The 12,655-nt window shown below is 60.4% G+C and carries 10 protein-coding genes; 9 read left to right on the top strand and 1 reads right to left on the bottom strand.

Annotated elements, in window-relative coordinates; genetic code table 11:
* The first annotated feature begins 186 nt into the window (after positions 1 to 186).
* The 8 genes from IE127_RS18450 (at position 187) to IE127_RS18415 (ending at position 11,756) form a co-directional block, all read left to right on the top strand.
* Positions 187 to 2,655: an acyl-CoA dehydrogenase gene (locus tag IE127_RS18450; protein WP_189427278.1), complete on the top strand. Its 2,469-nt coding sequence runs from the start codon at positions 187 to 189 to the stop codon at positions 2,653 to 2,655.
* Positions 2,656 to 2,721: 66 nt separating this feature from the next.
* On the top strand, positions 2,722 to 4,692 hold the full coding sequence (locus IE127_RS18445) for a 3-hydroxyacyl-CoA dehydrogenase NAD-binding domain-containing protein (protein ID WP_244640348.1): 1,971 nt from the start codon (positions 2,722 to 2,724) through the stop codon (positions 4,690 to 4,692).
* Between the two features lie 9 nt (positions 4,693 to 4,701).
* Positions 4,702 to 5,985, top strand: coding sequence for an acetyl-CoA C-acetyltransferase (locus tag IE127_RS18440; protein WP_189427277.1), 1,284 nt, complete (start codon positions 4,702 to 4,704; stop codon positions 5,983 to 5,985).
* 193 nt (positions 5,986 to 6,178) lie between these two features.
* A complete protein-coding gene (locus IE127_RS18435; protein WP_189427276.1) occupies positions 6,179 to 7,795 on the top strand; it encodes a peptide ABC transporter substrate-binding protein in 1,617 nt (538 codons plus the stop codon).
* A gap of 105 nt (positions 7,796 to 7,900) precedes the next feature.
* Complete coding sequence (locus IE127_RS18430; RefSeq protein ID WP_189427275.1) at positions 7,901 to 8,824, top strand: ABC transporter permease subunit; 924 nt, start codon at positions 7,901 to 7,903, stop codon at positions 8,822 to 8,824.
* A complete protein-coding gene (locus IE127_RS18425) occupies positions 8,824 to 9,744 on the top strand; it encodes an ABC transporter permease (protein ID WP_189427274.1) in 921 nt (306 codons plus the stop codon). The genes IE127_RS18430 and IE127_RS18425 overlap by 1 nt, the downstream gene beginning before the upstream one ends.
* Positions 9,745 to 10,731, top strand: coding sequence for an ABC transporter ATP-binding protein (locus IE127_RS18420; RefSeq protein WP_189427273.1), 987 nt, complete (start codon positions 9,745 to 9,747; stop codon positions 10,729 to 10,731). It begins immediately after the preceding gene.
* The gene (locus IE127_RS18415) at positions 10,731 to 11,756 is read left to right on the top strand and encodes an ABC transporter ATP-binding protein (RefSeq protein WP_189427272.1); all 1,026 of its coding nucleotides are present in this window, start codon (positions 10,731 to 10,733) and stop codon (positions 11,754 to 11,756) included. The genes IE127_RS18420 and IE127_RS18415 overlap by 1 nt, the downstream gene beginning before the upstream one ends.
* Before the next feature lies 1 nt (position 11,757).
* Here IE127_RS18415 and IE127_RS18410 read toward each other — a convergent pair whose 3' ends face one another.
* Positions 11,758 to 12,255: a response regulator gene (locus IE127_RS18410; protein ID WP_189427271.1), complete on the bottom strand. Its 498-nt coding sequence runs from the start codon at positions 12,253 to 12,255 to the stop codon at positions 11,758 to 11,760.
* 186 nt (positions 12,256 to 12,441) lie between these two features.
* Here IE127_RS18410 and ykgO point away from each other — a divergent pair, with 186 nt between their 5' ends.
* The gene (gene ykgO / locus IE127_RS18405; protein WP_189427270.1) at positions 12,442 to 12,567 is read left to right on the top strand and encodes a type B 50S ribosomal protein L36; all 126 of its coding nucleotides are present in this window, start codon (positions 12,442 to 12,444) and stop codon (positions 12,565 to 12,567) included.
* Positions 12,568 to 12,655: the final 88 nt, after the last annotated feature.

The following is a 12,655-nucleotide window of genomic DNA, read 5'->3' as shown; positions in this document are numbered from 1 at the left end:
ATGATCAGGCCGAAATGATGGCATCTGCTTCCCTAAGCGTCAATCTGGGGCATTCTGAGCCGGGCCTGCGTGCAATCTGACGCGAACGTTAACGTATGGCAGTTGACGTATAAGTCACCGTTGCTAGAGTTCTTCCTACTCGTGACGCTTGAGGCGGGGATACGTTCCCTGCTGGTGGAGATATTCATGCTCTTGCTGTGGTTGCTGGTTGCGCTCGCTGTCGTGGTTACCCTGTCGTATCGGCAGGCGCCTCTTTGGCAGTGGGGCGTGGCGTTTATCGTTCTTGGATTGCTGGCGCGACTTGATGGCGTGACTGTCATCGACTTCAGCCCACTGCCTTTGATCATCGCATTGCTGCCGGGCATCATCGTCCTGCTGCTGTGCATTGATGACCTGCGGCGGGCCGTCTTCACCACACCGGTTTACCAGGCGGTGCGCAGCATCCTGCCGCGTGTATCCAAAACCGAGCAGGAAGCGCTCGATGCGGGTACCGTCGGGTGGGATGCGGAACTGTTTTCCGGCGATCCCGATTGGAAAAAGCTCACATCGATCCGTCCGCTGACACTGAGCGACGAGGAACAGGCGTTCCTTGATGGTCCGGTGGAAGAGCTGTGCGCAATGCTCGACGATTGGGACATCCGCAACGAACGTATGGACCTCAGCCCGGAAGTCTGGGATTTCCTCAAGCAGAAGGGGTTTCTCGGGCTAGTGATCGGCAAGGAGCATGGTGGGCTCGGATTCTCGGCCCAGGCCCAGTCGATGGTTGTCTCGAAGATCTCGTCGCGCTCCGTAGCCGCAGGCATTACCGTGATGGTGCCGAACTCGCTGGGGCCCGGCGAATTGCTTGAGCGCTACGGCAAGCCGGAACAGCGCGAAAAATATCTGGGGCCGTTGGCGCGTGGCGAGGAGGTGCCGTGCTTTGCGCTGACGGGCGTTCATTCGGGGTCTGACGCTGGTGCGATGCGCGATGTCGGCGTCGTGACCAAGGGCACCTATGAGGGCGAGGAGGTTCTTGGGGTCCGTCTAACCTGGGACAAGCGATACATTACGCTGGCTCCGATCGCGACGCTGATCGGGCTGGCGTTCGATCTGCACGATCCGGACAATCTGCTCGGCAAAGGCCGTGATATCGGCATCACGCTGGCGCTGATCCCGCATGACCACCCGGGGGTTGAGGTCGGGCGCCGGCATTTCCCCGCGCGGCAGGCCTTCATGAATGGCCCGGTGCGCGGCACCGATGTCTTCATCCCGCTCGATTTCCTGATCGGTGGCACCGATCATGCGGGGCAGGGGTGGCGGATGCTGATGGAATGTCTTTCCACTGGACGGGCGATCTCGCTACCGGCGATCGGATCGATGTCGATCAAGCAGTCGCTGCGTGTTACCAGTGCCTATGCCCGTATCCGGCGGCAGTTCAACATACCCATAGGGATCATGGAGGGCGTCGCCGAGCCGCTTTCCGGCATGCTCAAGGATGCCTATACCTATGAGGCAGCGCGGCGGCTGACGGCCTCTATGGTGGATGAGGGTCAGCGCCCGGCGGTAATCTCGGCGCTCCTCAAATATCGCACAACGGAAGCGATGCGCGACTCGATCAACGGTGCCTTTGATATTCATGGCGGACGGGCGATCCAGGAGGGGCCGAAGAACTATCTGTTCGGCGGCTATATGGCTTCGCCGGTCGCCATCACCGTTGAAGGTGCCAACATCCTGACGCGGACGCTGATGACGTTCGCTCAGGGCGTGCTGCGCGCGCACCCGTTCCTCTACAAGGAAATCCGCGCGGCACAGGACACGGATCGGCGCGATGGCATCAAGGCGTTCGATGCCGCGTTTGGCGGGCATACCAGTTTCATGCTGCGCAATATGTCGGCCAGCCTGCTTTATGGTCTCACCAATTCCGCCATCTGCTCGCACCCGGAAGAGGCGGGGGACATGGCGCATTGGTATCGTCAGGTTCATCGATATGCGCAGGACTTTGCTCTGGTCGCCGATTGGACGACGGTTTTTCTCGGCGGCGATCTCAAGCGCAAGCAGATGATCTCAGGTCGGATGGCCGACATTCTCGGTGATCTTTATATGATGTGTTCCGTTCTCAAGCGTTTCGAGGATGAAGGGCGCATCGCGGAGGATCGTGCGCTGATCGAGGCGATCCTGCGGGACCACATCGCGCGGATGGAGGCGAATTTCGGCAGCGTCTTCGCCAACTTCCCAAATCGCGTGGCCGCAAACGTGATGAAGGCTCTGTGCTTTCCGCTGGGTCGGCATGCCAAGCCTTCTCGCGACCGGGACAATTACCGGTTTGTTCGGGCAGTTCTGCGCCCAGGTGCATTCCGCGACCGGCTGACGATGGGCGCTTATGTGTCGACGGCACCACAGGACGTGACCGGGGTACTGGAGGACGCGTTTATCAAGGTAACGGAAGCAGAAGAGATCGAAGCCCGCTTCACCAAGGCTTTGAGAAAGGGCACGATCGAGCGCCGGCATGATCGGGACGCGATCGCGGACGCCGTCGCGGCCGGTGTCATCGGCGAAAATGAAGCCGGGATCCTGCGCGCCTCGGACGAAGCTACCGAGGAGGCGGTGGCCGTCGATGACTTTGCTGAGGACGCATTCTCGCGTCCGATTTCCCGCCATGCCGAGGCTGCCGAGTAGCATTTGGCACGAAACCATGCGTCGCGCGTTGCCGCGACAGGCAAGACGAGCTGACAGGAGCCGCCCGTGGCCGATATCACCACTCCCGATCTTCCGCACTCAAGACATTGGCGCTTTTCGCTCGACATCGAGGCTATCGGCTGGCTGATCCTCGATCGCGCCGAAACCTCGACGAATACCCTCAGCCAGGAGGTGCTCTCGGAACTCGAGCAACTGATGGATCCGATCGAGTCGCTCGCCGCCTCGGAACAGATGCGGGGTCTCGTTATGCTCTCGGACAAGGATAATGGTTTTGCCGCCGGTGCAGACATCTCCGAGTTCGATGACATCGCCGAGCCGGAAGTGCTGCGGGCAGCGCTGGAGCGGACACACCGCCTGTTTGCGCGGCTCGAGCAGCTTTCGGTGCCGACCGCTGCGGGCATTCACGGTTTCTGCCTTGGAGGAGGGTTGGAGCTGGCGTTGGCGTGTCACTACCGCATTGCTGTCGATGATGACGCGACGCGGATCGGCTTTCCGGAAGTGAAGCTCGGCATATTCCCGGGCTTTGGCGGGACTGGTCGCTCGATCCGGCAGGCGGGCCCGGTCGATGCCATGCAGATGATGCTGAGCGGCCGCAATCTTCGGGCTACGCAGGCAAAGCGCATCGGGATTGTCGACAAGCTTGTGCGTCATCGCGATACGCTGCGGTGGGCGGGGCGCAAGGCGGTTCTGGAGAAACGCCGTGCCAAGGCCGCTGGTCTTACAGAACGTGCGGCGGCGATGGGGCCGGTGCGCGGCTATACCGCAAGAAAAATGCGCGAGGAGACCGAGAAAAAGGTGCGGCCTGAGCACTATCCGGCGCCCTTTGCGCTTATCGATTTGTTCGAGAAGTATGGCGATGACCCTCTGGCGATGATCGGGCACGAGAGTGATGCGTTCATCCCGTTGATGAATTCGGACACCGCGGCGAACCTGCGGCGCATCTTCTTTCTGACGGAAGACCTGAAAAAGCAGCGGCAGCGCGGCTCGAGCTTTAAACGTGTTCACGTGGTGGGTGCTGGCGTGATGGGCGGCGATATCGCGGCGTGGTGCGCCCTGCGCGGCATGGCGGTGACGCTGCAGGACCTCAACATGGAGCGCATCAAACCGGCGCTCGATCGCGCGCGCAAGCTGTTCCAGAAACGGCTCAAGAAACGCCATCTGGTCGATACGGCGATGCTGCGGCTTGAGCCAGACCCCTCGGGGCGCGGAGTGGCGCGCGCCGATGTGATCATCGAGGCGGTGCTGGAGGATCTGGAGATCAAGCGCAACGTCTTCGCCGATGTCGAAGAGCAGGCAAAGCCCGACGCAATTCTTGCAACGAACACGTCATCGATCGAACTCGAGCGTATTGCCGAAGGATTAAAAGATCCCGGCAGGCTGATCGGGCTGCATTTCTTCAACCCCGTCGCGCAACTGCCGCTGGTCGAAGTCGTGCGGTCAGAGCACAATTCCGATGAGGCGGTGGCGCGCGGCGCATCCTTTGCCCTGGCGATAGCGAAGAGCCCGGTGGTGGTTCGCTCCAAGCCCGGTTTTCTGGTGAACCGTGTGCTCATGCCCTACATGCTTGGCGCCGTGGAGCGCGTGGAGAAGGGCGAAAGCAAAGAACTGCTTGATGCTGCTGCGGTGGCGTTCGGCATGCCGATGGGGCCGATCGAGCTGATGGACATGGTCGGTCTCGACGTCGGGAAGTCGGTGGCCCAGGAGTTGGGGCACGACGTGCCTGAAGGCTCTCAGTTCAACGAACTGGTCTCTGCCGGCAAGCTTGGCCGCAAGAGTGGCGAGGGCTTTTACCGATGGGAAGACGGCAAGGCGGTCAAGGGTGAGGTCCCCGAGCACGCAGACCTGCAGGGGTTGGGTCGCGAACTGGTGGTGCCGCTGGTCGATGCTACCGAGGCTGCTGTTGCAGATGGCGTCGTAGAGAGCCCGGAAAAGGCGGACATTGGTGTGGTGCTCGGCACGGGTTTCGCACCGTTCCGCGGCGGGCCGTTGAAAGCCCGCGCAGATGGCAAGGTTTAGGGGGTAGAGATGACCGAGATGAGACGCGTAGCAATCGTCGGCAGCGCCCGTATTCCCTTCGCACGCGCGCATACCGCCTATACCAACGAAACCAATCTCTCGATGCTGTCCGCAACTCTGCGTGGACTGGCAGAAAAATACGGTCTTGTTGGTGAGAAGATCGACGAGGTCGTCGGTGGCGCGGTGATCAGCCATTCGCGCGATTTCAATCTGGCGCGTGAAGCCGCGCTCGATGCCGGGCTGGCGCCTGGGACCCCGGGCACCACGATGCAGATCGCCTGCGGTACAAGTCTGCAAGCCGCATTGATGCTGGCAGCCAAGATTGCAACCGGTGAGATCGACAGCGGAATCGCTTGTGGCAGCGATACTGTCAGCGATAGCCCGCTGGTTTTCAGTGACAAGTTCCAGCATCGCATGATCGATGCCAACCGGGCGAAAGGCGCCGGGCAGACATTGGCAGCGTTTCGCGGGTTCGGGCCCGGCGAGTTGGCGCCGGTTGCGCCCTCGACACAGGAGCCGCGCACCGGTCTTTCAATGGGCGAACATTGCGAACTGATGGCCAAGCAATGGCATGTGCCGCGGCGGGCGCAGGACGAGTTTGCGCTGAGCAGCCACATCAATGCCGCCACGGCCTATGACGAGGGTTTCCACGACGATCTTTTGGTGCCCTTCGCAGGTCTGGTACGGGACAACAATGTGCGGGCTGATGCTTCGCTGGAGCGCATGTCGGCGCTGAAGCCTGCATTCGACAAACAGTCGGGCGAAGGCACACTGACGGCTGCCAACTCGACGCCCCTTACTGACGGCGCTGCCTCGGTCTTGCTGGCGAGCGAGGAGTGGGCGCGCGCACGCGGTCTGCCGATCCTTGCCTTTTTGACGGCAGGCCGGGTTTCCGCCAACGATTTCGCGCATGGTGACGGATTGCTGATGGCGCCGACGATTGCCGTGTCCGAGATGCTGGCGCGGCGGCAATTGGGCTTCGATGATATCGATTATTTCGAGCTGCATGAAGCCTTTGCCGCACAAGTGCTGTCGACGTTGAATGCGTGGACGGATGAGCAATATTGTCGCGACGTACTCAAGAGAGAACAGGTTATGGGCGAGATTCCGCGCGATCGCATCAATGTCAAAGGCTCGAGCATTGCCTACGGCCATCCATTCGCCGCCACAGGTGCGCGTATCCTCGGCGTTGCTGCTAAATTGCTGGAAACAGAGCAAAAACAGCGCTCTCTGCTGTCCGTTTGTACGGCAGGCGGCATGGGTGTCGCGGCGCTACTTGAGCGTCAGGATTAGGCACGCAGTGTAAAACTTGGTCAGAGCGGCGATACGCCGACATTTGCGGCAAGCTTTCACTTGCAACTGGACGGAAAGTGAGGATACCGTCCACCGATCTTGATCAAGTAGTAAAAATTGCAGATCAGGCGAACGGCCAGGCATCCCCATGGCCGTTTCTTACAAAAAAGTTCATCAAGGAGATGGGACGATCATGAAGTTCACTCAGACCCTCAAGGCGGTTGGCACCGCCGGGCTGGTTGCGATGCTGATGAGCAGCGCCGCGCACGCCGTGACGCTGAACCTGCACAATGGCGGCGACCCAAGCTCGCTCGACCCGCACAAGGTTTCCGGTGACTGGGAAAACCGCGTTGTCGGTGACTATCTCGAGGGTCTCGTTACAGAAGACGCGAATGCCGAGCCGATCCCGGGACAGGCAGAAAGCTGGGAGATTTCGGAAGACGGCACCGTCTACACCTTCCACCTGCGCGACGGTATTCAGTGGACCGATGGCGAGCCGGTAACCGCCGAAGATTTCGTCTTTGCCTTCCAGCGCATCATGGATCCGGCAACGGCTTCGGACTATGCGTATCTGCAGTATCCGATCCTGAATGCCGAGGCGATCAACTCCGGCGAAATCACGGATTTCGACGAACTTGGCGTCAAGGCAATCGACGACCAGACGCTTGAGATCACGCTTGAGCAGCCGACCCCGTACTTCCTCGATGCTCTGATGCACTACACCGCCTATCCGGTGCCGAAGCATCTGGTCGAGGAAATGGGCGACGATTGGTCAGATGTCGACAATATCGTCGCCAACGGCCCCTATGAAATCGTCGAGTGGGTTCCGGGCTCGTATGTTCGTTCCGAAAAGAACGAAGATTACTACGACGCCGAGAACGTTCAGATCGACGAAGTCTATTACTACGTTCTCGAAGACCAGGCGGCAGCCCTCAACCGTTACCGCGCCGGTGAATTCGACATGCTGACCGACTTCCCGTCGGACCAATACCAGTGGATGCAGGAGAATCTCGAAGGGCAGGCCCATGTCGAGCCGTTCCTTGGCATCTACTATTATGTGATGAACCAGGAAGAAGGCCCGCTGACGGATCCGCGTATCCGCGAGGCGCTCTCCATCTCGATCCTGCGTGACGTCATCGGTCCGGATATTCTCGGCACCGGCGAACTGCCGGCCTATGGCTGGGTTCCGCCCGGCACCGGCAACTATGTCGAAGAGGCCTACATGCCGGATTGGGCCGAGATGCCCTATGAAGAGCGGATGGCTCGTGCGCAGGAACTGATGGCGGAAGCCGGCTACGGCCCGGATAGCCCGCTGAACCTGCAGCTGCGTTACAACACCAACGACAACCACCAGCGTATCGCCGTGGCGCTCGCTGCCATGTGGGAGCCGCTTGGCGTCAATATCGAGATGTTCAACTCCGAAGTCGCGGTTCACTACGATGCGCTGCGTGCCGGCGATTTCGAGATCGGCCGCGCTGGCTGGCTGATGGACTACAACGATCCGGTCAACACGCTCGACCTGCTCAAGACTGGCGTTCAGCAGGAAGGCCAGATGAACTGGGGCAACAATTACGGCCGCTATTCGAACGAAGAGTTCGATGCGCTGCTTGAAGAGGCTGCCGCAGAGCAGGATCTCGACGCCCGTGCCGAACTTCTCGCCGAGGCCGAAGAGATCGCGATGGACGAGTTCGCAGCGATCCCGATCTACTGGTACGTCTCCAAGAACGTTGTCGCCCCCTATATCGAGGGCTTTGAAGACAACGCCAAGGACGTGCACCGCACCCGCTGGCTCTCGAAGAACGAAGAGTAGTCTCGGTACAAAACAATCGTGGGGCCTTCGGGCCCCACGGTTCTTATTCCGGCGCATGGCCCCGCAGATGGCCGCTTCGAGCCCGGACAATAAAGGTCACTCTCAATGCTCAGATACGCGTCGCGGCGGGTGCTGTCGGCAATCCCGATAGCGTTCATTGCCGTTTCGATCTGTTTTTTCATTCTGCGGTTGGCACCAGGCGGTCCGTTTGATGGCGAGCGCGCACTGCCGCCGCTTGTCCTTGCCAATCTGCGCGCGCACTACAATCTCGACCAGCCGCTGATCAACCAGTACTTCATCTATATCTGGCGTTTGCTTCAGGGTGACCTCGGACCGTCGATGGTGATCGAGGGCTTTGAAGTCAGTCAGCTGATCGCGATCGGTTTTCCGTTCACGCTGACCTTGGCGCTGTCCGCCTTCGTGATTGCGACGATCATTGGCATTCTTGCCGGCATGGTCGCGGCGGTAAACCAGAACAAGTGGCCAGACTACGTGATGGTTCTGGCGGTGATGATCGGCGTCATCGTACCAAACTTTTTGATGGCGGCGCTGCTGCAGCTCTGGTTCGGCGTTTATCTGGACTGGTTTCCGGCCGGTGGCTGGGTGAGCGGGCGTTGGGAATACCTCGTGCTGCCGATTACCGTTCTGGCATGGCCGCATGCGGGCCGGATCTCGCGGCTGATGCGTGGATCGATGATCGAGGTGCTGGGCACGAATTACGTTCGTACCGCGCGCTCCAAGGGTCTCGGTGAGCGGCTGGTCATGGCGCGGCACGCGATCAAGCCGGCGCTGGTGCCGGTGGTCTCTTACCTCGGGCCGGGGCTGAGCTATCTGCTAACCGGCTCGCTGGCTGTCGAGCAGATCTTCGGGCTGCCTGGGATCGGCAAATATTTCGTCACCGCAGCGCTCAACCGCGACTACGGCATCGTTCTGGGCACAACGCTTCTCTACATGTTCATCATTCTTGCGCTCAACCTTTTGGTTGACCTGCTTTACGCCTGGCTCGATCCGAAGGTGAGGTACCGCTAATGGCTGGAATTACCGGCAAGGACCAGGTCCTCACCACCTACGCCAACAAGCTCGAAACGCTCGACGCGCCAAAGGGTCGTTCGCTGACCCAGGATGCGCTGTCACGCCTCGCGCGCAACAAGGCCGCAGTGGCTTCAATCGCTGTGCTGGTCTTCATTGTCCTGGCGGCATTCATTGGCCCGTATTTCGTGCCGTGGGGGTACTCGGAAGTCGACTGGACCTCGATCCGCAAGCCCCCCGATTTCGAGAAGGGCCACTATTTCGGCACTGACCAGAACGGCCGCGACATGCTTGCGCGTGTCCTGCAGGGCACGCAGATGTCGCTGATCGTGGCTGGTGTCGCGACACTGGTATCGGTCGTGATCGGTGTCATTTACGGGGCTGTTGCCGGATATCTCGGCGGACGTGTCGACTCTGTGATGATGCGCATTGTCGATATCATGTATGCGCTCCCCTACATCCTTTTCGTGATCATCCTGGTGGTGATGTTCGGGCGGCACCCAGTGCTGCTGTTCGTCGGCATCGGTGCGATCGAGTGGCTGACCATGGCGCGCATCGTGCGCGGACAGACGCTGACGCTCAAGGAGCGTGAGTTCATCGAGGCGGCGCGCGCAGGCGGCGCCTCTCCATGGACCATCATCATCAGGCACATCGTGCCGAACCTGACGGGACCCGTGGTGATCTACGCCACGCTGACCATCCCTGAAATCATCATCGCGGAGAGCTTTCTGAGTTATCTCGGACTTGGCGTGCAGGAGCCGCAAACCTCGCTCGGCACGCTGATATCGGCCGGCGCGCCGGTAGCGGAAGTGCTGCCCTGGATGCTGATGGCGCCAGCCATCGTGCTCGTGACACTGCTGTTCTGCCTCACCTATATCGGTGACGGCCTGCGCGATGCTCTCGACCCGAAGGACCGCTGAATGGCCAATACCGTACTCGATGTTCAAGACCTGTCGGTCACCTTCCAGCTGCGCGATAGCGAAGTGGATGCCGTGCGTGAAATGAACTTCCAGCTCACCGAAGGCGAGACGCTTGCTGTTGTGGGTGAAAGCGGCTCCGGCAAGAGCCAGGCGTTTCTGTCGATCATGGGGCTTCTTGCCCGCAATGGGCGCGCGACCGGCAAGGCGTTGATGGGCGACGTCAATCTCGTCGGCATGGACAAGCGCCGGCTCGACGAGTATCGCGGCCGCGATATCGCGATGATCTTTCAGGATCCGATGACGTCGCTGAACCCGACCTTGCGGCTGCGCACGCAGTTGGCAGAAGTCCTGGTGCGCCATCGCGGGTTCGACCGCAAGGACGCAGTGCGCACATCAATCGAAATGCTGGAGCGCGTGGGTATTCCCGAGCCGGCCAAGCGTGCGAACTCCTACCCGCACGAGCTTTCCGGAGGCATGCGCCAGCGCGTAATGATCGCCATGGCGCTGTTGTGTCAGCCGAAAATTCTGATCGCCGACGAGCCGACCACGGCGCTGGACGTGACCGTGCAGGCTCAGATGCTGGACCTGTTCAAGTCGCTCACGGAGGATTTCGGCACAGCCTTGGTGCTGATCACGCACGATCTCGGCGTGGTGGCCGGCGTCGCCGACCGGATGATGGTGATGTATGGCGGCCGCTCGGTCGAGACCGGTTCGGTCAACGACCTGTTCTACGATCCGCGCCACCCCTACACGCTGGGGCTCCTGCACTCGACCCCGCACATCGCCCATAGAGCCGAGCGTCTCGACCCGATCAGGGGGCTGCCGCCGAGCCTTGAGCATTTGCCCAAGGGGTGCTCGTTCAATCCACGCTGTGCGTTCTGTTTTGATCGCTGCCTTGAGGAACGTCCACCGCTCGAACCGATTGGCGGGGACCGCAAGAAAGCCTGCTTTTACGAAGGCCCGCTGCGCTATGAGGAGGTGGCATGATGGCACAAGCCAATGTAGCCGAAGATACGCTTCTCGAAATCAAGGATCTGAAGAAGAGCTTCTCCATCGCCACCGGCCTGTTCGGCAAGCCGTTGGAACTCAAGGCGCTCCAGAACATCAACTTCACAATCAAGAAGGGCGAGACGCTTGGTATCGTGGGGGAGAGCGGGTGCGGTAAGTCGACCCTCGGCCGGTGCATCCTGCAATTGATCGAGCCGGATGCGGGGCAGGTGCTGTGGCTGGGCAAGGATCTGATGTCGCTGTCGCCCAAGGAGATGCGCCAGCGGCGGCAGGATTTGCAGATCATTTTTCAGGATCCGTTGGCATCGCTCAATCCGCGCATGACGGTTGGTGAGATCATATCGGATCCACTGCGCACCTTGCGGCCCGAGCTCAACAAGCGCCAGCGTCAGGAACGCGTGGTGAGGGTGATGGAATCAGTTGGGCTTCTGCCTGAGATGATCAATCGCTACCCACACGAGTTCTCGGGCGGGCAGGCGCAACGGATCGGTATCGCCCGTGCGCTTGTGACCGAGCCGAAGCTGATTGTGTGCGATGAGCCGGTATCGGCGCTCGACGTGTCGATTCAGGCGCAGATCCTCAATCTTCTGGCCGATCTCAAGGACGAGTACGGGCTGACCCTGATCTTTATCTCGCACAACTTGTCCGTTGTGCGACACGTTTCGGATCGGATCCTTGTTCTCTATCTCGGACGTGTCGTGGAGCTTGCGACCGGTGATGAGATCTACAGCACCCCAAAGCATCCCTATACGCGTGCACTGCTGACCGCGGTGCCGATTCCCGATCCCAAGCTTGCACGAGAGCGCAGCATCGATGCTCTGAAAGGCGAAATCCCTTCGCCGATCAATCAGCCGTCAGGATGTACGTTCCGCACGCGCTGCCGTTACGCCAAGGATTACTGCGCCGAGCAGTTGCCGCCTCTCGAGCGTATCCCGGGAAATCGACAGGTGGCCTGCCTGCGCTGGGAGCAGATCGAATCCGGTGAGGCAGAGCCAGCCGCCTGATCTACTCGTTGTCGCCGCGGCGCCGTTCCTGGGCGCCGCGGTCTTCGGTCGCGTGACGCCGGCGGTCCGGCCCGACATAGGCCTCGGTGGCGACCAGCTCACGTGGCCGGCTGAGACTGTTGCGCATCCTTGCCTCGATCTGCTTGGCAGAGAAGGGCTTACGCAGAAACTCATTTACTCCGGCATCGCGTGCCGCCTTGATCAGAGCCTCATCCGGGGCAGACGCCATCATGATGATCGTTGCATTGCGGCTGGCCGAGCTTTCAGCGCGTCGCAGGCGATGCACGAATCGCAGTGGATCGCAGCCGCTCAGGCCCTCGTCGAGCAAGACGAACGGAAACTCACGTCGCTCGAGTTCGCGCCATGCGCGGTCTGCGTTGTCGACGGTCTGTATCTTGCGGCAACCCAACAAGCGAAACATTGAGGTCAGCATGCTGGCCAGGTGCTGGCTGGGTGCGCATATCAACACATTCGTTGTGGCAATACGGTCCGATGTCATGGTGCTGCTAGCTCTTTAAATGTCGGCAGGGTATGGAAAATCCATGACCGGGGCGTTAATCCTGCATTGCGGCGGTGAGTGCTGCACAAGTGGGATGAGACATTGACACACGCGGGTCTTGGCCATATGGTCCGCGCGAGTTTGCGGGCGCCGGTGGCGCCTGTTTTTTATGTTAAGGACACGACGATGAAAATCCGCAATTCGCTGAAGGCGTTGATGACGCGCCACCGCGCGAACAAACTCGTCCGTCGCCGCGGCCGGGTCTACATCATCAACAAGCAGGACAAGCGCTTCAAGGCGCGTCAGGGCTAAGCCCCGTTCTGGTTACCGACTAAAAAAGGGCCCGCGCATCGCGCGGGCCCTTTTTCATTTCGGGATGTGTTGGGCGCGGCTCACGAGG

Source organism: Devosia pacifica, from assembly GCF_014652635.1.
Lineage (GTDB): Bacteria > Pseudomonadota > Alphaproteobacteria > Rhizobiales > Devosiaceae > Devosia > Devosia pacifica.
This window is presented reverse-complemented; position numbering and strand designations above follow the sequence as displayed.

Excerpts from the sequence above, each read along its gene's own strand:
- IE127_RS18440 (WP_189427277.1), top strand. The coding sequence starts at position 4,702 with ATGACCGAGATGAGACGCGTAGCAATCGTCGGCAGCGCCCGTATTCCC.
- IE127_RS18430 (WP_189427275.1), top strand. The coding sequence starts at position 7,901 with ATGCTCAGATACGCGTCGCGGCGGGTGCTGTCGGCAATCCCGATAGCG.
- IE127_RS18420 (WP_189427273.1), top strand. The coding sequence starts at position 9,745 with ATGGCCAATACCGTACTCGATGTTCAAGACCTGTCGGTCACCTTCCAG.
- IE127_RS18415 (WP_189427272.1), top strand. The coding sequence starts at position 10,731 with ATGGCACAAGCCAATGTAGCCGAAGATACGCTTCTCGAAATCAAGGAT.
- IE127_RS18410 (WP_189427271.1), bottom strand. The coding sequence starts at position 12,255 with ATGACATCGGACCGTATTGCCACAACGAATGTGTTGATATGCGCACCC.
- IE127_RS18435 (WP_189427276.1), top strand. The coding sequence starts at position 6,179 with ATGAAGTTCACTCAGACCCTCAAGGCGGTTGGCACCGCCGGGCTGGTT.
- IE127_RS18425 (WP_189427274.1), top strand. The coding sequence starts at position 8,824 with ATGGCTGGAATTACCGGCAAGGACCAGGTCCTCACCACCTACGCCAAC.
- ykgO (WP_189427270.1), top strand. The coding sequence starts at position 12,442 with ATGAAAATCCGCAATTCGCTGAAGGCGTTGATGACGCGCCACCGCGCG.
- IE127_RS18450 (WP_189427278.1), top strand. The coding sequence starts at position 187 with ATGCTCTTGCTGTGGTTGCTGGTTGCGCTCGCTGTCGTGGTTACCCTG.